Below are 19,177 nucleotides of genomic sequence, written 5' to 3' on the forward strand. Positions count from 1 at the left end.
ACTACCCACGAATAAATCCGGGGGCTTCCTGCTTCAGTGACCGCTGTGCGATCTCCACAGGCGTGACTTCCCGGCGCTCCACCGGTAGTAGGCGTAACATCTGAAGTCCATTCTGCAGATGGTTTATGGCAGAATTGTAGAGTCTCTATCAAGTACAGCTCCGCATTTTGGACAGGAATGAGTGCGCACTGCAAGCGACTTTGGGACGGGGTGGCTGCAGCGGGAGCAGTCAATTGAGGAGTACGCAGGCTCCACTTCAACTATTCTGTTGGCTTTGTACTGACACATTGTATTGAATGTTGACCAGCTTGCATCCAATATCTTGCGCGCAAGCTTGTGGTTCCTCATCAGGTTTGCCACCCTCAAGCGTTCAAGGAATATCAGGTCATATCGGCTGCAGTAGTATGTCGATGTCTTGTGGAGAAAGTCCCTGCGCCTGTTGTTTATCTTCTCATACAGCCTTGCAAGCATGTGCTTTGCCTTACTGTGGTTGCTGCCGCCTCGCTGCCTTCTTGACACTCTGCGATGAGCCCTCTTGACTGGTTTGAGCATCTTTGTCAGAAACCGGGGGTTCTCGATTACGTGGTTGTCAGAGTCATGAGCAAACTTGGTAATGCCAACGTCTATTCCCACCGGTTTTTTGTAAATTATGTTCGAGCACGATCTGTGCAATATTTCGCATGCTGCAACTGCGTACCATTTTCCATTCTTTCTACAGACTGTTACTTGCTTGACATTAACAATCTGACGATGGAGCACAATCTTGATGCATCCAATCTTGGATAATATCAGTACTCCTCTACTGTCAAATCGAAATCCTGTCTGGTTGTACGTGAAAGCATTGTAGTCATCGTCTCTTCTGTACTTCAACTTGCCCCTAGCTGTCCTTCTTGCTGCTGCCACCTGCTTTCCCACCATCTGCAGCATTTTAGAATGGTAATTTCGAAGCCAAGGATGCTGCTCCTTCAGCTCTGTCAGGGCATAGTTCATATCATACTCTGACATGGATGGGACGGACAGAAAGTAGTTGTACACCCACCTGCAGCCATCAAGTGTCTGATCAAGTACAAGCTCCTGCTCTTTTGTGGGATGGAGGCGGTACTTGTAGTTGAGCACGGCATTATGTTTACTAGGTTTGTTATTATTTAAAAGCAGGTGCACTATGGGGAGAGGGGAGTCTGTTACACGACAGAAACCAGATTCATCATTCTACCCGTAAACGGTGTGGGTTTTTTCTGGTTTCCGTACCCTTCATTCTGATAACTTAAATTGCAGAACGAGACTGCGTGTACCCCATGAAGCTTTACTGCGTCGGTTGCGGCCCCGGAGACCCGGAGCTCCTGACTGTCAGGGCCGTGAACCTGATCAGGGGCGCCGAGGTGATATTTGCGCCGACGGCAAGGGAGGGCAAGCCCAGCATCGCGCTTTCGGTGGTCGAGCAGTACGTCGACAAGGCCGCCAAGGCAGTCAGCCTGGTTTTCCCGATGGTAAAGGACAGGGAGTCGCTCAAGGATTACTGGAGGCGAAACGCCGACGAGATAGCTTCCGCGGTCAGGTCAGGGAAAAAAGTCGTTTACCTGACGGTGGGCGACCCTGCGCTCTACAGCACGTGGATATACATACACCGCGAGCTGAAAAAGAGCCACCCGGATGTCGAGGTTGAGATAGTGCCCGGCGTGGCGTCGATGTTTGCGATTGCCAACAAGGCCAAGATAAGCCTGGCAGAAGGCGACGAGACCGTGGCAATCGTTCCGGCGTGCTACGACATGGAACGGGTAAAGAGGACTGCTAACGCGTGCGACACGGTGATTTTCCTAAAGGACGGCAGGTACTTTGACAACGTGATTTCCATGCTTGGCGAGGCAGGATTTCCCGACGACGCGAGCATCGCGATAGCGCAGGACGTCGACTCGGAAGGCGAGATCCTTGAAATGACGACGCTTGCAGACCAGCGCGGCAGGAAAGGCCCGACAGAGAAATATTTCTCGATAATGGTGGCGAAGAAAAAGAGTGCAAGGCAACAACAACAGCAATAGTAAAACAGTATATTTCGTCGGCTCCGGGCCGGGCGACCCCGAGCTCATCACGCTCAAGGCAAAAAAGCTCGTCGAGCAGGCAGACGTCATCATTTACTCTGGCTCGCTTTTCAACCCAAAGAACCTGAAGTACGCCCGCAAGGACGCCGTGCTGCACGACGCGGCGCTCATTGACCGTGAGAAGATTTACCAGATCCTTCGCGACAGCGCCCTTGAGGGCAAGCTTGCAGTCAGGTTCCACGACGGCGACCCGGCGCTTTTCAGCACGATTCGTGAGCAGATAGACAAGCTGGAAGCCGACGGCATCACGTGCAAGGTGGTGCCCGGCGTGACTGCAATCCTTGGCGCGGCCGCAGACCTGAAGCTTGAGGTGACGCTGCCAGGCATCACGCAGACTCTGATAATAACGAGGGCGGAGCTCCGCACGCCGGTGCCCGAGCGCGAGGCGATATCAGAGCTTGCCAAGCACGGCGCCACGATGGCGTTCTACCTGAGCGTGCACCTGATAGGCGACGTGGTGAAGGAACTGCTGAAAGGCGGCGTGTACACGGAGCAGACGCCGGCGGCAGTCGTGTACCGCGCTACGTGGGAAGACGAGAAGATAATCAAGGGCACGCTTGGCGACATCGCCGAAAAGACAAAGAAGGAAAAGATAATCAAGACTGCGCTCATCATAGTCGGCGACGTGATTGCGCCAAAAAAATACGAGCACTCGAAGGTGTACGACGCCGGCTTTACGCACGGGTACAGAAAGGCAGAGAACAAAAACAGTAACAACAAGTGAAAGCCATAGACAACATGGGCAGGCCTTAACTATCCCGGCCCGCCTCATGCAAGCTCCAAGAAGATGTGACCTGCATGGAAATTGAACATTCAAGTTTGGCCGTCATGTCCGCGCTGAAAGACGCCCTTGACTTTCTGGGCGAGGATTCAAGGCGGGTGGTGCACTACCACATGGCTGAAAGGCACGGCATACGCGCAGGAGACAGGGTGTCGCTTCCGGAGGTAGAGGCGGCGCTTGCAAGCCTCCTTGGCCCTGCCGCGGGCATCATCACAGTGCTTGTGCGCAAAAAGCTTGTTGGCAGCAGCGGCAGTAATAGTAGTAGTAGTGCCACGGCATGACAGGCCATTTCGATGAGTTTTGCCGGCGTGCGCTTGGCTGCGACGGCGCCATGAGGTCCGCAAGGGTTGCAGACTCGTTTGGCGGGCTCGTAGGCGGCGCCTACAGGGAAGGCCTTGCGCACATGAAGGACGACGAGGAAGAGCGATATACTCTAGCCAGTCCGTGCTGCGCGCCACCCTGCGCGAGAATTTCCAGCCGACAAACGGCAGGCTGCGCTATTCCGTGTCGGTATATGAAAAGCTTGTGCGCGCAACGCTTCCGCTTGCGATAGCGGGCGAAAAGTTCTACCTGCTCCTGTCGCTTGACGCTGAGGCGGACATTTCGGTCATAATAAGGGAAAAGGTGATCCCGATGGTGGAGGAGAAAAGCGCCGCTGCCCTGCAGTCAGAGATATAATCATAATAAGTAAAGAGATGAAAAAGTAAAAAGTAGGGGTTTAGGCCCTTTTTGCCCACGCCGTGACGGTTATGGTGCTTATCGCCGCGCCTGCTCCACCGCAGATCATGGCAAGGATGATGCTCTGGTCCAGCATGGGCCACATTTCCTTGAGGTACTGCCCCACCGCAGGAGTTGCGAGGTAGGCCATGAAGCCTATCGCAAAGCCGATGGCCGCAAATATCCCTATTATGCCTGCTCTTGATGCCATCTCATGCTCACCTACTACTGTTGCTGGTGTCCCTCCGCAGACACCCTCACGCTGCCGACAGGGATTGAGGGGAACTTGTCCGTCACCCTCTGCTCCGCGACGGCGGATGCTTCCATCATTATCTGGTCGATGTCGCTTCCCGAGCCCTGGTTCAGCTCGACTCCCATGCCGCTTCCCTGGAGCGAGTCCATCATGATTCCGCTGAGCAGGTTCTGCATGTTGCCTATCTCGGCGTCCGCGCCTGGCATAAAGCGTGTGAGCCCTGACTTTAGTCCCTTTATCGAGGCCATTGCCGGGCCAAGCGCCACCATCGCGTCTCCAAGGTCGTGCACCGTGGACAGCCTCATCTGTACCTGCTCGATTGCTATCTTGGCGTTTCCGAGCGTCTTGGAGATCTTGCGCACCTCCGCCAGCTCGTTTGAGAGGACCTTTGCGGTGTCGGCGTCGTGCCTTTGCATCGCGTCTACCACCCTCCTGAACAGGGCGGCGTCCCTCTCGTTCATCTTGGTGATCATTGTGTCTAATTTTGATGTCTGCAGCTGAAGCTTGTTAACAGCCGTCTCGATCCTCGGTTTCAGCGGTCCCTGGGGTCTCAAGGACTCCTTCAGTCTATCGCTGGCCGAAGCCTTGCTCTGGTTGCTCCAGTTCTTGTCGAAGCCAGTCATGGATTGCCATGCTGTTTTTTGTTATTAATTTCGGGTGTATAATCCGGTAAACCAGCAGGTCAGCTAGCAAGCCGCGTTGTTGAGACGCGCGTGTTATAGAGGAAAAATCCAGCCAAAAGTTACATTTGTGCAACGCGGACATGGCAAAAAGAGGGCAACAAAATGCGCAGACTACTGTCTGAAAAAGTCATGGGAGGGGATTGATCTCCCTTATGGTAAAGTTGGAGAACCCCATGGCCGCGAACTCGCTTCTTATGTAGACGGAAAGCATGGGCTTTTTTGTTTCGCTGCTGGCGTCTATGAACGAGTGTATGAGCGGCATCGCAGGGTTCACGAAGGACTTGCACGGCTCCATGCCGACCCCAAAGTTCGTGCCGTTGTCCACGAATTCAGTCATTTTCTCCCACTTGCCCCCGTTCAGGCCGGCAGTCATGTCGCGGTACAGCTCCAGCTTTACCTTGGTGTCGTTGTCCATGTTGCGCAGGACGAACTTGATGCCTACCCACGTGTCCTTTGGAAGCCCGCCCCAGGGCCTTTCAGTCGCCACCTCGACGTAGCCATTTGGCAGGTGGTGGGCAATCTCCTTTACAAACGCCCACTTGCCGTTGCTTAATGCTACGCCGCCGTAACCACGGTCGTCGCAGAGGTTCACGTTTTCGTCGGCATTCGTGCCGTGGTTTGTGCGCGCAAATATCTCCGGCCCAGAATAGTCGACAAGCTGCGTTTCGTTTATCCTGTTGACGTACACGGTTATCTCCAGGTTCTCCGACCATTCCCTGACGTTGGCAGGGTCGTGGACGTACATCCTGGTAAAGTTGCCCGATGCCGTCAGCGTGCCCTTGCCGTCTATGACGTACGTTCCTTCGCCGTGGTCCGTGTCAAACCAGCTGTCGCCGGGGTCGACTTCGTTGCCGATTTGCCTGGGATTGCCGTTGTCCCAGCTTGACGACCATTCCAGCCCGCCAGCGGCAGTCGGGTACAGCTTGGCGATGCCAAACCTGTCTGTCGTTGTTGTTGTCGTCGTTGTCGATGGCAAAGGGCCTGCCACATGCACGGTCTGGCCCGGATCTTGGGCCTGAGAAACAACCGTTATGGGCATGACGTACCACTGGCGGTTCCCGTCGCTGTCAGTCGCACGCGCAACTATTTCATGGACTCCAGTCGGCAGCGCATGGGAGTAGTGATAGTGGTAGGTCCACGCCGACCAGTCTCCGGGGGAGACAGGGGTTGCAGGCTCGTAGGTGGCGTTTTCGGCCCTGACTTCGACCTGATTTATCTTGCTGTTGCCGGAACCTGATGTCTTGCCGTTGATAATGATGATGATGTCGTCGTCTGTGGCGAGCGCGCCAAGTTCGCCGTTGTTGTTATTTGAAGGCGGATCTATGGTTATAGAGGGCGCGGTTTTCCGGGTTTTTTCTTCTTCCATAGCAGAAGCATCATCCCCGAAAACGGTGCCTGTCAAAAGAAGAGGCGGTAATGCCAGCATTGCAGCCAAGGCCGCAAAAACAAGCCACTTGCAGATGATTTTAGAAGGCCTTGCAGGCAGGTTTTCTCCCCTATTTTTTGCAGCCATATGTACACACGGTGTCCGGTTGTCGGATGCAGGCAAAATATATCAATAAACACGTCAAGGGTGCATTCAATACCGGAACTTTTCGCCACACCTGGCAACCGCGGGGCAGGCGCGCCTCTCATCCCAGCGCGAACGCCTGCAGCCGCTGCACGCGCGCACACACGCACATCCATTCACGCTTCAGGATTCAAGCAAGCGAACCGCCTTTGCAGGGTGCAGAGAATGTTGGCGCGGTGCATGGCGCATGAATAACGAAGGTAGTTGTTGCCGTCTGTCGGACGGCGCGCGCGTTTTTTACTTCTTTAGCGGCAGGCGCATTATTTCCTTGGTGGCTACAGAGCCCCACGCCCCCATGCCGTGGCTCTTGCCCGGCTCGGCCGGGCCTGTTATGACGCTTACCATGATCTCGCTTGCGGCCATAGGCGGCCACAGCATGGCGACGTACTCGCCGGCGTTGCCGGCCTTGTCCAGAGACGCCATCTCTGTGTTTTTGAAGCCTGCTGCTGCAAGCTTCTCCTTCACCGGCTCTGCCAGGTTGCGCTGGCCGTGCACAATCACATAGACCTTTTTAGTGCCATCTATCTGGGACATGGCTCTGGATCGCAAATAGGACTATAAACGTGTTAGTGTCCCTGTCAGGGGTCGTGATAGTGGCCGACTCGCACATGGCAATGGTGCTCCCAGACGACATTTCAGAGCGCATTTCTGCGTTTGTTGCAGGCAAGAGGGCCTTTCCCTTCATTGAAAAGGACGAGCTTGCATGCGTCATGTACCTGTACGGCAGGTCGGCCGGTGTCAGGCAGGAAAGTGAGGTTGCCGAGGCGACGGGGCTTGCCCAGCGCACGGCAGGGCAGATGTCAGTCGAGATAGACGGCTACCTCAACAGCTCTGCCGGCAAGCTTGACTCCGAGTACATCAGGAGCAGGTACCTCAACCGCGAGCTCCAGCTTGCGGTGGAGAAAAAGAACGGCGCAGGCAGGCTTGCAGGCGATCCTGCAATCCTTTCTGACTGCTTTGCGCAGCACGTAGCGTTTTACAGGCAGGATTATTTCTTTGGCCTGTACGGGCCGCTGAAGGAAGGCGAGCTGACAGCCGACATCCGCGGTGCGCTCTTGGGCAGGATGGTCATGGTATGCTACAACAGGAAAAGCGAGCAGGAGCTTGGATCGCATCCCCTGATACCGGTGTACGTGTGGTTCAAAGAACGGCTTCAGCGTCAAAGTAGCAATATATAGCGAAAGTGCGTTTTTGCGCGTGTTGCAAGAAGGAGAAGAGAAGGAGCCCCGCGCCCCGGTGGTCAGGTTCTCCGAGTTTCTCGGCATGGGCTATTTCGGCGATGAGCGGCAGGACGTTGTCGCGCCGATATTTGACTCGCGGCGCAATGCCGAGAAGGGCTGGTCGAGGGTCATGGAGATGCACGGCGAGACGCCGCCGGCGTTCCACGCGGCGTTCGTGGAGCACCCTGCCAAGTACGAGTTTATCGCGTACCCGCTTTCCATGAACCCGGCGCAGATAAACTATGTCATCTACAGGTCGTTTTCAAGCCTGGCGTCCCTGCGCAAGTTCAAAGAGACGCACGACGGGCGCACGTTCATCAAGTTCGGCTGGCAGGACATAACAAAGCCGCAAAAGTTTGACGTGCTTGCGCAGTACGCGTTAGTGGACGCAGTAGAGTTTCTGACAGTACAGGACGTCAAGCCCGGGACGATGGTTGACAGGATAAGGAAAAACGAGCTTTGACGCAAAAACGTTTTTTGCCGGCCCGGCGGGCAGGCAGGCAAAAACTCTAGCTGTTCAGGGCGGAATTATGATGACTGCTACTGCTGCTGCCGCAGCCCGGCAAGCTGGCAGGGCGGACGTTGAGGAACTTTAGCAGCCCCGCCCCAGCATCATCGTCATCTTGACCTGGGCCAAAGCCGGGATAGTAGTTTATCCGGTTGTCTGGAAGCGGCCTGCCTGCGTCATCGTGCCACGTGCCGTGGATTGCAAGGTGCCTTCCTTCGTGGTATATCGTGGACGCCCAGACCGGCGAGAACGCCGTATTTTCAGCGACGTTTGCCCAGCCATCCACCATGCTGGCGCGCTCGGTCCCAAAGCGCATGGCGATGTAATCCCGGAATTGCTTTTCAAGCGGCTGCTGGTACACAAAGATGTAAAGCTCTTCGACGTTTCCCGCCTTTTCCTGCGCGGCCTTGCGGAGCACAGGCACCGTCACCTTCTCTATGTACTGGAAAGTGTTTGCATCCTTTTTGACCAGCCCGTCAAGGCACGTCACGTCATAGTCCTTTGGAAAATGCTGCTTGTTGCCTTCAGGGTCTGGAAGCAGCATCCCTTTTTTTATCAGCTCCGCGGAACACCCGGTGTCGTCAGAGATCACCAAGACGTTCATGTGCTGCTGCTCAGGCGCTCTGCAAGAATAAGCGGCCGGCACATTGACTGCGGCAATTATGCCGGCAAGAGCTATCGCGATCACTCCTGCTGCATGCACAGGACACGAATCCTGTCCTGCGTACAAAAGAAACGAGACTTTTTCTGCAACAATACATGAGAATAATTCTCTGTAACACTGCGCATAATGGAATTATGCACGTACATTTAGCAGATCATTGGATTTGCTCGATTCGGGAGTGCGGCTAGAGCTTTTTTGTGCGCAAAAGAAGAAGGTTAGGCCCGCCCAGCTGAAGCGTGTGAGGCTGGGCGGGGGTGATTTGAGACTTGCTGGTAGATGCCAATGCCAGACTTCCTGGAAATTAGGCATGCCTAATTAGGTCAGCCTAATATTTAAACGGTCTTTCGATTGGCTCTGTAGAGAATACCAAGGATTATGCTGGGTTGCAGGTGTTGCTGTTGTGGCCTCAGTTGCACGATGAACCAGCGAGGCATCGAAACAGGTGCTTGTGCTTCTCTTTGAGGTATAGGATGCACTCCAGAAGGTCCCGGGCCTGAGAGTCAGTCAGCATCGACAGAAACTGCCTGTCAATGCCGTGCTCTGCCAGCATGGCCCTGACCCTGACGTTCTGTGGCAATCTTGCCGGCATTATCCACGATAGGGAGGAATAGTTGGATATATCAAAGTATAGCGTGAATATTATGCGTATTCTCCTGTAATAGCGAAAAATAGAATAAAGCTATATAGTATCTCTACTGCAAAAGGGGTTCAAAAGGCACTGCCGCAAGCACGATCGCGTCCAAAGCTTGTGCGAGCCGCAGTTGTGCATCATAGTATCACTCAAGTGCGGGACTGCAATTTTTGCACCGGCCATCCGAGAGAGAGATCATCATTGTTGTTGTTGCCGCGTGACGTTGACCGGGACGTATACCCAGGTTTGTTTTCCCTCGATGTCAGTCGCCTTGGCAATGATGTCGATGGCTCCGGGCGTTGACGGCATCTGGACGATTTTCGTCCAGTCCTCAAAGTCGTTGTCAGTAGACGCGACGCGGTACGAGGAATCCGTTGTCCGCACCTCCACCGACTCTATCCCCGTGTCGTCAAATGCCCTGCCGGTGACTGTGACCTTTGCGTCTGTCGCAAACGACGATCCGGCGGTCGGAGTCAGGACGCTTTCATACGGCTTTGACTTGTCGGGTATGGTCGAGAGGTCCGGGTGGTTATCCTCAAGTGCCTGCTGGAAGCCTGCAAAGGAGAACCCCGCATCCCTGGCAGCCGTGATAAACTGCTCCAGCCGGAGCATCGCCACAGGGTTCACCTCATTCTGCACCTCTGTGCCGTTGTACTGCGTAAAGTCCTGCGGGTGGAGGGTGAGGACTGCGTATCCCTTGTCCCGTATGTCCGTGCTGACGGCAGAAACAAGGTCGTCAAGGGGGCGGAGAACCCTCACTTCCCCGACCTGCTCTGCAAAATTTATCGTCTGCGGCATATGCTTGACATTGGGATAGAGTGGCGATTCCCTTGGGGCTGCAGGGAAAAGGTCTGTGTCGTCAGAGCTTATGATCGTCATCCCGATCTGGTCCATGGCGTTTAGCGTGTCCTCGTTAAAGTTGTTGTAGGGCGCGACAAAGATGTTTGAATCCTTGCCAAGGACGTCTACAAGCTTGGCCTTGGCCTGCACAAGCGTGCTTTTCTGCTCTTCAGGGGAAAGGGTCGCATAGTCGACGTGCTTCCAGCCGTGGACCGAATATTCGAACAACCCTGCGTCTGCGCCTTCACGGACCTTTGACACTATTGCAGGGTCGTTGCCGAAATCATGCATTATGATTGCGGTGGACGTATGGACCTGGTTGGAGATCAAGCGGTTCATGAGGGCAAGCTGCACGTCTCTGACCCAGTCATCCTGCACGTCATCCAGGCGCATTACGATGCAATTGCAGCGGTCGTCATCACCATTATTATCATCATCACCATCACCGTTGCCGCCGTTGCTGTTGCTGTTGTGGTCTCCATTTCTTCTGTTGCCATCGTCATTGTCTCTTTCGCCCCTGTCATCGCTATCGCCGCCACGCCTGCTGGCATCGTCATCATTATTATTATCATTGCCACCATCCCTGCCGCCGTTATTGTTACTGTCATCGTCATCATCATTATGATTTATCCTGACTATGTCGGCTATTGAATCAAGCGTGCTGCCAACGACTGCATGCACGGCATCGCCGGCTCCATTGAGGGCTTTGTCGACGGGCCGCTGTGCAAACGCGCTTGGCATGGCCGCGCTCATGGCGATCACGGCAAACGTTGCAAAGGCAAGCAGGCGGCGGGAGCCAAGAGTACGCAAAGAAGGAGAAAGAGAAGAAGGATGCATCAGCGTCCTTGACAGGCGTGTAAGGGCCAGGCTGCCAAAAATAGATCTAGGTGACATCGTTTCCTGCTCTTATAATAAGAGCGGGGATAACTGCGTATTGTTCATCAAAAATGAAATTATAAGAAAAGTTTTCCACTCCTGACTCTAGTAGAATTTCATATAGATCTGGGAAAAATCTTATCTATGTCCCGGAAAGCCGAAATCACGGTATCATGCAGCAAAAGGAGGTATGCCATGCAATAGCCAGGCTGCATGAAAACGTCCTCGCAGTGTTTCTTGTACAGGACGGGGCGATAGTGGAATGGAAGGTCCGGCCCGGCACAAGGCTGCCCGGGCCGCACGAAATGGAAGGCGTGATGATGCAGAGGCTCATCATGATGTCGCTTGCAAAAAACCACGAAACGTTTCTTGGCAGGCTGCACTACGTCACGGGCCGCTATGACGATTCGGACATCCTGCTGTTTGACCACGGCAGGGACGCAAAGTCCTTGCTCGTGGTGAGGGTAAGGAGGCCTTACAGGATGGAGGCGCTTGCAAGAAAGGTGGCCGGCATCCTGGCGGCCTAGGAAGAAAAAGGAGAACCTACAATAACCCCATCAGGTGCACAAAGTCCTGTTGACCAACAACCCCGTGGCAGTTTTCGACTCGGGCATAGGCTCGCTTTCCATAATACGCGAGCTGAAAAAAGCGGTGCCTGCCGAGGACCTGCTGTACTTTGCCGACAGGGCGCACTTTCCCTACGGGAACAAGTCGCACCAGCAGCTCCTGGAGATAACGGTCAGCACGATAAACTACCTGAAACGCTACAAGCCCAAGCTCGTCGTCATGGCGTCAAACACCCCGAGCGTGCAGGTGCTCGAAGAAGTCAAAAAGAGGGTCGGCGAGATGCCGATAATCGGCGTGCGGCCGCCCCTCAAGGAGGCCGTGCGGCTGACCAAGAAAAAGCACATCGGGATCATGGCCACCGCCGGGACCATAAACAGCAAGGAGCTTGAGAACCAGATAAGGCGCGAGGTGCCTCAGCACATACTTGTAACAAAGTTCAACGCGTCTCCCATAATAGAGCTCGTGGAAAGCGGCGTGCACCTTGAAAACGAGCGCAGGACGTTTGACGTGGTGTCGAGGGTGCTTGGCGACGGCGTGGACGAAAAGATCGATGTCATGACCCTGTCGAGCACGCACCTGCCGTTTGTGAAAAGCTACCTCAACGCGCTCCTGCCCACAGTCAGGTTCGTCGACCCCGCCCAGATGGTCGCAAAAGACGTGAGAAAGTTCCTGAACTTTTACAGGATGGCCAAAAAAAGCGGCAGCGGCAAATTGCAGATCCTCGTCTCGGACGGCAAGCGCGAGTTTGAAAAGTCCATCCGCGCCATGGGGGTGCGGGAGCCCGTGGAAGAAGTGTTTTTGACGTTTTAACCAACAGGATAGAGCGTTTGAACGGAACGTTGCGTGAAAGAGTAAAGGTACAGCGCGGCCGGAAAACTGTAAGGACGTCGTTGGCCGAAGGTAACAGGATACAGTACAACTTTGTCAAGCCACACATGGCTTTGGGCGGGCAGACACCCGCGCAGGTAGCAGGCTTAGATGTCAAAGGATGGAAGGAATTGCTAGAGCGGGCAATACTTGAGAAGTCATGAGCTGCCTTTTTTCTTGTAGTAATCTAAAAGATAAGCGACATCTCGCATTTCTTTGTCGAGATGTTTTAGTTCAAAATTCGCAATATCTTGCTGTCCGCCAAAAAGATTGTTGGAGAGTGCTTTCTTACTGGATTCTAGGTCTTTATGATAAACCGCCAGCGCATTGCAGATCAACCCTAAGTTGTATCGGATGAGGTTTTCTGCCGTTTTATCGATAAACTTCTGTCTTAGTTGGTTACATCGATCTGCATGTGCATCTAGGTCTTTAATCATCACTCCGTTACCGATTTTGACCAATTCATCAGTCTTTAGACTTTCTAGGCGCTTTGCGAGATGCCCCAAAGCGCGGGCAATTATATCATAATCTGAATCGCCTTCGTCAGACAACCAAATCATGGTAAATACTCCTGTAAGAAATATCTTTTGTCTTTACCAACCAGCTTGCAACAACCAAAACGAACACCTAGGGAATTCAACGGAACCAATATTTTCGTTGAGGGCGTACAGCTCTGGTGTAAACGTATTCCAGAATGCCAAGCGCGTTGAGAATTGCGGGATTGCCAAGCGTCAAACAAACAACAGGATTGAGCGCATGAACGGCACTCTGCGTGAAAGGGTAAAGGTACAGCGCGGCTGGAAAACTATCAAAACGCCGCTTGCAGAAGGCAACAGGATTCAGTACAATTTCGTAAAGCCACACATGGCAATAGATGGAAAAACGCCAGCTCAAGCAGCGGGTATCGGAACGGAAGGAAAAGACAAGTGGATGGAGTTGATCAGAAATGCGAAAAAGTAGTTCTTTTAATAGAACTAGGATAATACCTCCCCCGTGGCAATAGAACTGCTATCACATTTTTGGATAGTTTTGCCCATCTTCTTTGTTCTTAGGATGCTCGTTCCAATATTTGATAAAGGTATGCGAGACTCTCCGAATCAATCTGAAATAAAGACATTTTCCGAATATCGAGTACATAACATCACATTAGCTACATTCAGCATTGTTGCAATTGCCTTGATTCTAGGGTTTAATCCTGAAAATATCTCGAAGCATGTGGATGAGTTATTTTTTCTGTCAATCAGTATGTTCTGCTTTTTCGTTGCATCTTACTTGCTGGTTATCCGACCGAATAGGTGGATACCATTTGCAGGACGTACGTTCGAGTATACAGGGTTACTTGCAATAGCCATAGGATTTGTCTATCTAATATCAAATACGATTCCTGACGATAGACTGGTCTATTCCTACATTGTCTTTTTTATAGGTACACTGGCTATTGCAATATTCGATCTATCTGTTAATATACATGCCCGTTATTTCCAAAAATAATGGTGTCATTTGCCAGCGCCTCTGTAGAACGCTGTGAAATATGCGGGAAGCGTCTGATAGATGGTCGCTGCTTCAATACGCTCTGTGGCACTAACCAGAAAGTGGTAAAAGATGGAAAAGAATGAATCTGTCGATCCATGTCCGCATTGTGGAGGCCGAACGGTTGATGGCAGATGCTTTAACCCACGATGCCCATCAAACAAGAAATAATGCCACCCGAAATTCAACACCCAAACGCGACACCCATAGATTCAACGGAACCAATATTTTGGTAGGTTAAGGCAAAATTAATCCAAGCGTCCACAAAGTTGACTATTGCTTTCATTAAACGACATGGCAAGCAAGGGATGCGAAACGAAAGCCCAGAACCTCGGCCAGCAAGACGCAGATATAATGAGGGAAAAATAATTGCGGAAGCAAGAGAGGGAGAAAGACGCAGGTGACGCAGGAAGCAACGAAAACAGAAGAAAAGAGCGGGGAGGGAGATAACGACAAATCTGGCTATGCGGGCGGCACGGGCCGGCGCTCTCGCACAATGGTGCGAGGAAGGAGAAGCTGGCCAGTTGCAACCGTGCTGCCTGCGAGGGATGGAGGATGCTTTCAGTCGTGCTGTTGATAGCAGCTAAAGCGTGACGACGTGAATCGAGAAAACTAGCAAAAAAGGTGCGCCGGCCCGCATGACGTGCATTGGGCGGGCCGTGCAAGCATCTGACCATCGTTAACAATTGTATGGCCCAGTCCTCCTGAATATTGAAATATAGATGCACAGAATTCCACAGGTGTACATACAGATGGGCCTGAGCAAGGATTTTGACAGGGGAGGGAGAGCGGTTATGGACACACTGCTCCACGCAAGCCGCATCTATTCCTACTATGAGCGCAGGCTGGAGAACGAGATATTGAGCCAGCCCCTGCCAAACCACGTCGCCATAATCCTGGACGGCAACAGGAGGTGGGCCCGCTACCATTTCCTTGACACAGAAATGGGCCACGCCTACGGAGCGGACAGGGCCGAGGACCTGCTCAACTGGATACACGACATCGGCGTCAGGATAACCACTCTTTACATCCTTTCAAACGAGAACCTGGAGCGAAACGACGAGGAGCTCGAGAACATCTACAGGCTGCTTGAGGTCAAGCTGAACAGGCTGTACAACGACGAGAGGGTGCACAGGCGCCAGATGAAGATAAAGGCCATTGGCGACAAGCACAGGCTCCCCCGCAACCTGCAGGAGATACTTGGCAAGCTCGAGGAGGCGACTGCCGAGTACGAAAAGATGTTTCTCAACATCGCAGTCGCGTACGGCGGCCAGAAGGAGCTCGTGGATGCCGTGAAAAAGATTGCAGGCATGGCCAAGAACAACGAGATAAAGATAGAGGACATCAACGAGAAAACGATAGAGGCGTGCCTCTACACGTCGCACCTGCCCCAGTCGTCGCCAGACCTCATCCTGAGGACGTCGGGCGAGAAGCGCCTGAGCGGGTTCTTGATATGGCAGAGCGCCTACAGCGAGCTCATGTTCATGGACGTTTTCTGGCCTGAGTTCCGCAAGATAGACCTGATGCGCGCGATCAGGACGTACCAGCGCAGGGTGCGCCGGTATGGAAGGTAGAGCAAGAGCCGGAAAAATGTGCAGCTGGAAAGCAAATTTTGAGAGACTGTACACTCTCTGCGCTTGTCAGGGCAGCAGTAAAAAACACGCAAGAACCTGATTTGCGGCAACAAAAAAATTATTTCCTGCTCGCAAGAAAATATACTATGCACATCGTCGTCGTTTATCCAGATTGTGCTGTTGTTCAAAAAAAACTCTCCCTTTTTCCAGCCATGTACATCATATCGTGTAAAGACATGTCTTACATACTACCATCATGATGAGATTTTGCATCAGATATAACGGCATGTTACGCATATCTCCCTCATATAATATTTGTAGGTAATTAGAGTGGGGCGCTCTCTTCCATAATCTCTTTAAGTTATCTTTATCCTGCTGCGCGAGGATAAGGATGAACCTTAATTCAGACGCAAGGGCGGTAGCGGGATGTACGTTCGTGGTAGCGGTGCTGTTGATAGGCTGTGCGGCGTACCCTCTGATGGGCGGCGTTGCACATGCAGCCACCACGTCGGAGAGCCTCACCATAAACGCATTTTCCCTGCCAGATGGCGACGCGGTCAGCGTACTGGTGGAAATCCGGGCAGGCGAGAGCCTGATAAAGTCTGGATTTGCCCCGCTGACCATTGCGGGACAAGCCGGCACGATATACACCATCAAGGTGAGCAACAGCCAGAGCTATGCATTTGACCACTGGCAGGACGGCAGCAAAAGCAACACCAAGGCGGTACTCCTGTCCGGGGACACCACGCTTGCGGCTTTCTTCAAGAAGGTCTCTACGCCTCCAAACCTCACCGTAAGTGCAGTGACGCCCAACGGCGAAGAGCTCCACATGTGGACGACTATCAGGTCGGGCATACAAACTGTGGGCGCAGGGCTGACGCCCTTTTCGTTTAGCGGGGCGCCGGGCAGGACGTACCAGCTGATAGTTGGAAACCAGGAAGCAGAAAATGCCTCTCTTGTGGAAGGAAACACGTCGTCGCTCTCGGGAATCGCTCCAATCAGCATCATTTTCAACCACTGGCAGGATAACAACGACAGGAGCAGGACGCGCGATGTCACCCTGCCGGCCGACGGCACGCCCTTGAACCTTGTTGGAGTATACAACAAAGGCGACAGGATCACGCTTGAAGACCTGGGAGTGCTGCAGCTTGTATCGCACGACCTGTACAACACCATCCGCGACGGGCCAAACCCGGGAAGCATAGAGGACGAGAGGCTCAACCTCAGCACAGTGCTTGACCACGGGGAGAACCAGATAATCGTCGGAGGAGAGCCAAGGAACAGCGAGAACATCGCAATCCACACGGTAGCTGTAAAGCTGGGCAAGATGTACCTCGACCTCGTAATAGACAAGAAGATGAAGCCAGAGGACGCAAGAGAGCAGACGGTGCAGGTCTACCTGCAGATGGTTGCAAAGGCCTACCAGAACACCTTTGGCGAGCCGCTTCCCGACGCGGCGCCCAGCGAGCACGAAGACAAGCCGGACGGCACCGAGAACCTTACAGGCGACCTTTCGTTGAGGGCCATTCACTCGTATGTCCCAGGCCACATCATCGTAAACGGGGTGGACACGATGATACTGGATCCGTCGCTCAGAGGAAAAACACTGTCTGATGAAGACATGCGGCAGCTGTCAAAGCCGCTTGACGGGACGTTTGATCCTGTGTTCAGGAACGTCACCATATTCCTTCCCCCGCCCAACCCGCCGCCGAACACCTTTACCATCGACCTCTTTGAAAGGGACAGCACGTTTGCGACGCAGTTTGGGACCGACGTTTCGTTCGAGGAGTTTATGGACGAGCTCAAGGACGGCCGATTTGACGAGAAGGAGAAGGTGATGTTCTACCTGAGGGAGGATATCGCCAACGGGTTGATGCCTCCAGAAGAGGAGGGAGGAGGAGAGGAGGAAGGCAGCGGCGAAGTTGCAGCAGGGGAAGTGGCGGCGGTTGCCAACGCGACCGCTACCGCATCCGCAACTGCTACTGCATCCGCAAATGGGACGGTCAGCACACCTGCCATTCCTCCAACACTTGCCTCAAATGTAGAGACGGCGCAGGAACAGGCGATGACAACTAGTAGCAGCGAGCAGCCTGCAACGGGTGACAACAACGGCAGCAGTAACGTGCAAGGACCGGCGAATGACAACGAGGAGGAGGAAGATGAAGAGCGCGAGTCGGCCAATGGCGGTAGCAGTGGCGATGATGATGATAACAGCAGGCATGGTGATGGTGATGATGATGACGAAGAGCGCCACAGGGACAGACACGGTCGCAGCAGCAATGATAGTAGCAGTGATGACGATGACAGGGGAGAAAGAGATGATGACGGCAGAAGAAATTGGGACAGAAATGGCGGCGATAATGGGCACGACCGGTCATCAGAGGATAATGATGATGACGGCTCCATATTGAGGAGGCTACTTTCTTTTCAACGCCCTAGGTGAACTGGCACCCTCTGCATTCAGTACACATATCTGATGCAGCAATAGTAACAGGCTTGAAAAATGAGATAAAGCCACCAGTTTTTCTTTTCTTCTTATTAATGCACGGCTTCCTTTGCCTTTTTTATCAATTCGTCGATCGAGAGATCTTTGCTTTTCAAGCTGACGTCTGTTTGCTCGATGATGTAATTGCTTGTCGTGTCAATTCTCCGCTTTGAGATGAAAACCTCGTTGCGGTTGTCAGAGTAGCTCATTTGTCACCTTTCCCTCACATTTGTAGGCATAGAAAGTTCGGATAGAACGAACGCGGAGAATTAAATAAACGCAGTGGAAGTGACTACTATTATTATTTATCACATCTACTGAACGAACGGCTTTTTCATGCATATGCATGAAAAAAGAAGGAGGAAGATTCAGGATTGCTTTGTGCCGCATGACGAGCAGAACTTGGCCTCCTTTGGTATCTGGACGCCGCAGCTGGTGCAGTACTTTGTTTCTGTCGTCACGTTTACCTGCTCAAAGCTCCTCAGGACCTTGTCCTCCCCCACAAGCTCGTTAATGCCCGCCAGGACGCCCCGTATGATGTCGTCGTTGAGGTTGAACACCGGCTTGACAGTTCTACCATTCGCATCCTTGCATGCCAGCTGTATCATCAGGTCGTCCTCGCTGAGCCCCTTCTTTCTTGCTATGATGTGAGCCTCGATGACGTTGGCAGAAGGTATCGCGATTTCCCGGGAATCCGGCGACTTGAAGGCAAGCCTGTTCTTTCCGCCCTTTTCTCGCACAAGGAGCAGCTTGCCTCCCAGGACCTGCTCGTTCCATCCGGGGTAGCCTTCAACATAGTCGCAGTCGTATGCCCTGCTGTCCGTGCTGACTCCGGCGGCAGTAATGGAAGAAGAGGATGAGGGCTTGTCAGTGGCGCGCAGGGCGCTGTCTGCAAGGAACCTTGACTGGTCCCGGATGTACTTCCAGAGGTTGTCCTCGAATTTCTTGGCCGTGTACAGTTTGACAAGGGTGGCGCTTATACCGACGACGGGCACGATAAAGAGTGGCGCAGACGTTACGAGGTTCTTGCCCCATTCGCCCGTGCCCACAGAAACCTCAAAACTGCCTGGAGAGCCCTTTATGGTGATGTCCGTGCTCCTCCTTGCTCCCGCAACGGTGCGCAGGGCGCTGGCCTTTCTTGCCTGGATAAAGAACCACGACGCAGGCTCTGTAGGGTCTTTTGAAAATGCGACCTCAAACCCGCTTTCCTGCAGGTACATCTCTATCCTGTTGGCAAGCCTTTCCAAGTCGGTATTCAGTCCAGAAAATTTTTCAGTTTTCCCCATGCGGTCAGCACACAGAAGGTAGTATTTTA

General features: G+C 53.1%; 24 protein-coding genes and 1 pseudogene. 14 read left to right on the forward strand and 11 right to left on the reverse strand.

Features of this window, described 5'->3' with window-relative positions:
• Window position 1: 1 nt before the first annotated feature.
• A pseudogene (locus NVIE_RS09080) lies at window positions 2-1,116 on the reverse strand (RNA-guided endonuclease InsQ/TnpB family protein).
• Between the two features lie 179 nt (window positions 1,117-1,295).
• On the opposite strand from NVIE_RS09080, the gene cobI reads away from it, so the two are divergent.
• From cobI to NVIE_RS09100, 4 genes are all read left to right on the forward strand, one after another.
• On the forward strand, window positions 1,296-2,036 hold the full coding sequence (gene cobI, locus NVIE_RS09085; protein ID WP_075054972.1) for a precorrin-2 C(20)-methyltransferase: 741 nt from the start codon (window positions 1,296-1,298) through the stop codon (window positions 2,034-2,036).
• Window positions 2,011-2,820, forward strand: a complete 810-nt coding sequence (gene cobM / locus NVIE_RS09090) for a precorrin-4 C(11)-methyltransferase (RefSeq protein WP_075054973.1) — start codon at window positions 2,011-2,013, stop codon at window positions 2,818-2,820. Before cobI ends, cobM begins: the two co-directional genes overlap by 26 nt.
• A gap of 65 nt (window positions 2,821-2,885) precedes the next feature.
• Window positions 2,886-3,158: a hypothetical protein gene (locus tag NVIE_RS09095; protein WP_158435164.1), complete on the forward strand. Its 273-nt coding sequence runs from the start codon at window positions 2,886-2,888 to the stop codon at window positions 3,156-3,158.
• A 163-nt stretch (window positions 3,159-3,321) separates the two neighbouring features.
• Complete coding sequence (locus NVIE_RS09100; RefSeq protein WP_075054975.1) at window positions 3,322-3,555, forward strand: hypothetical protein; 234 nt, start codon at window positions 3,322-3,324, stop codon at window positions 3,553-3,555.
• 40 nt (window positions 3,556-3,595) lie between these two features.
• On the opposite strand, the gene NVIE_RS09105 is transcribed toward NVIE_RS09100, so the two are convergent.
• From NVIE_RS09105 to NVIE_RS09120, 4 genes are all read right to left on the reverse strand, one after another.
• The gene (locus NVIE_RS09105; RefSeq protein ID WP_075054976.1) at window positions 3,596-3,805 is read right to left on the reverse strand and encodes a hypothetical protein; all 210 of its coding nucleotides are present in this window, start codon (window positions 3,803-3,805) and stop codon (window positions 3,596-3,598) included.
• Window positions 3,806-3,819: 14 nt separating this feature from the next.
• A complete protein-coding gene (locus tag NVIE_RS09110) occupies window positions 3,820-4,470 on the reverse strand; it encodes a Snf7 family protein (RefSeq protein WP_075054977.1) in 651 nt (216 codons plus the stop codon).
• 187 nt (window positions 4,471-4,657) lie between these two features.
• Complete coding sequence (locus NVIE_RS14600) at window positions 4,658-6,043, reverse strand: hypothetical protein (RefSeq protein ID WP_084790733.1); 1,386 nt, start codon at window positions 6,041-6,043, stop codon at window positions 4,658-4,660.
• A 294-nt stretch (window positions 6,044-6,337) separates the two neighbouring features.
• Window positions 6,338-6,634 (reverse strand): hypothetical protein, encoded by a 297-nt coding sequence (locus NVIE_RS09120; protein ID WP_075054978.1) that lies wholly within the window; start codon window positions 6,632-6,634, stop codon window positions 6,338-6,340.
• A gap of 35 nt (window positions 6,635-6,669) precedes the next feature.
• On the opposite strand from NVIE_RS09120, the gene NVIE_RS09125 reads away from it, so the two are divergent.
• Both NVIE_RS09125 and NVIE_RS09130 read left to right on the forward strand, forming a co-directional pair.
• A complete protein-coding gene (locus NVIE_RS09125) occupies window positions 6,670-7,278 on the forward strand; it encodes a hypothetical protein (RefSeq protein WP_075054979.1) in 609 nt (202 codons plus the stop codon).
• A gap of 22 nt (window positions 7,279-7,300) precedes the next feature.
• Window positions 7,301-7,783, forward strand: coding sequence for a hypothetical protein (locus NVIE_RS09130; protein ID WP_144239608.1), 483 nt, complete (start codon window positions 7,301-7,303; stop codon window positions 7,781-7,783).
• A gap of 46 nt (window positions 7,784-7,829) precedes the next feature.
• On the opposite strand, the gene NVIE_RS09135 is transcribed toward NVIE_RS09130, so the two are convergent.
• The 3 genes from NVIE_RS09135 to NVIE_RS09140 all read right to left on the reverse strand — a co-directional run bounded on the left by NVIE_RS09135 (window position 7,830) and on the right by NVIE_RS09140 (window position 10,716).
• Window positions 7,830-8,531 carry a hypothetical protein gene (locus NVIE_RS09135; RefSeq protein ID WP_075054981.1) on the reverse strand — a complete coding sequence of 234 codons (702 nt, stop codon included), beginning with the start codon at window positions 8,529-8,531 and terminating at the stop codon, window positions 7,830-7,832.
• A gap of 367 nt (window positions 8,532-8,898) precedes the next feature.
• A complete protein-coding gene (locus tag NVIE_RS14850; RefSeq protein WP_144239609.1) occupies window positions 8,899-9,081 on the reverse strand; it encodes a hypothetical protein in 183 nt (60 codons plus the stop codon).
• Window positions 9,082-9,321: 240 nt separating this feature from the next.
• Entirely contained in the window at window positions 9,322-10,716 is a 1,395-nt protein-coding gene (locus NVIE_RS09140; protein ID WP_158435166.1) for a polysaccharide deacetylase family protein, read from the reverse strand.
• On the opposite strand from NVIE_RS09140, the gene NVIE_RS15440 reads away from it, so the two are divergent.
• The 4 genes from NVIE_RS15440 (at window position 10,715) to NVIE_RS09165 (ending at window position 12,437) form a co-directional block, all read left to right on the forward strand.
• The gene (locus tag NVIE_RS15440; protein WP_158435167.1) at window positions 10,715-10,942 is read left to right on the forward strand and encodes a hypothetical protein; all 228 of its coding nucleotides are present in this window, start codon (window positions 10,715-10,717) and stop codon (window positions 10,940-10,942) included. The genes NVIE_RS09140 and NVIE_RS15440 overlap by 2 nt on opposite strands.
• A 70-nt stretch (window positions 10,943-11,012) precedes the next feature.
• Window positions 11,013-11,366: a hypothetical protein gene (locus tag NVIE_RS09155; RefSeq protein ID WP_075054985.1), complete on the forward strand. Its 354-nt coding sequence runs from the start codon at window positions 11,013-11,015 to the stop codon at window positions 11,364-11,366.
• Between the two features lie 49 nt (window positions 11,367-11,415).
• Window positions 11,416-12,216, forward strand: a complete 801-nt coding sequence (gene murI, locus NVIE_RS09160; RefSeq protein ID WP_158435168.1) for a glutamate racemase — start codon at window positions 11,416-11,418, stop codon at window positions 12,214-12,216.
• A 17-nt stretch (window positions 12,217-12,233) separates the two neighbouring features.
• The gene (locus NVIE_RS09165) at window positions 12,234-12,437 is read left to right on the forward strand and encodes an integrase core domain-containing protein (protein WP_075054986.1); all 204 of its coding nucleotides are present in this window, start codon (window positions 12,234-12,236) and stop codon (window positions 12,435-12,437) included.
• Here NVIE_RS09165 and NVIE_RS09170 read toward each other — a convergent pair.
• Window positions 12,432-12,824, reverse strand: coding sequence for a hypothetical protein (locus NVIE_RS09170; RefSeq protein ID WP_144239610.1), 393 nt, complete (start codon window positions 12,822-12,824; stop codon window positions 12,432-12,434). The two genes, NVIE_RS09165 and NVIE_RS09170, sit on opposite strands and share 6 nt — an antisense overlap.
• Window positions 12,825-12,831: 7 nt before the next feature.
• Here NVIE_RS09170 and NVIE_RS15900 point away from each other — a divergent pair, with 7 nt between their 5' ends.
• The 4 genes from NVIE_RS15900 to NVIE_RS09190 all read left to right on the forward strand — a co-directional run bounded on the left by NVIE_RS15900 (window position 12,832) and on the right by NVIE_RS09190 (window position 17,820).
• Window positions 12,832-13,233: an integrase core domain-containing protein gene (locus tag NVIE_RS15900; protein WP_075054988.1), complete on the forward strand. Its 402-nt coding sequence runs from the start codon at window positions 12,832-12,834 to the stop codon at window positions 13,231-13,233.
• Between the two features lie 33 nt (window positions 13,234-13,266).
• The gene (locus NVIE_RS09180; RefSeq protein WP_144239611.1) at window positions 13,267-13,764 is read left to right on the forward strand and encodes a hypothetical protein; all 498 of its coding nucleotides are present in this window, start codon (window positions 13,267-13,269) and stop codon (window positions 13,762-13,764) included.
• A 761-nt stretch (window positions 13,765-14,525) separates the two neighbouring features.
• Complete coding sequence (gene uppS / locus NVIE_RS09185) at window positions 14,526-15,377, forward strand: polyprenyl diphosphate synthase (protein ID WP_227717314.1); 852 nt, start codon at window positions 14,526-14,528, stop codon at window positions 15,375-15,377.
• Between the two features lie 391 nt (window positions 15,378-15,768).
• Window positions 15,769-17,820, forward strand: a complete 2,052-nt coding sequence (locus NVIE_RS09190; RefSeq protein WP_144239612.1) for a hypothetical protein — start codon at window positions 15,769-15,771, stop codon at window positions 17,818-17,820.
• Between the two features lie 95 nt (window positions 17,821-17,915).
• Here the strand turns inward: NVIE_RS09190 and NVIE_RS15445 are convergent, their stop codons facing one another.
• Together NVIE_RS15445 and NVIE_RS09195 are read right to left on the reverse strand one after the other, a co-directional pair.
• Window positions 17,916-18,071: a hypothetical protein gene (locus tag NVIE_RS15445; protein ID WP_158435169.1), complete on the reverse strand. Its 156-nt coding sequence runs from the start codon at window positions 18,069-18,071 to the stop codon at window positions 17,916-17,918.
• A 159-nt stretch (window positions 18,072-18,230) separates the two neighbouring features.
• The gene (locus NVIE_RS09195; protein ID WP_075054991.1) at window positions 18,231-19,148 is read right to left on the reverse strand and encodes a zinc ribbon domain-containing protein; all 918 of its coding nucleotides are present in this window, start codon (window positions 19,146-19,148) and stop codon (window positions 18,231-18,233) included.
• Window positions 19,149-19,177 lie beyond the last annotated feature (29 nt).

The organism is Nitrososphaera viennensis EN76 (assembly GCF_000698785.1).
GTDB lineage: Archaea > Thermoproteota > Nitrososphaeria > Nitrososphaerales > Nitrososphaeraceae > Nitrososphaera > Nitrososphaera viennensis.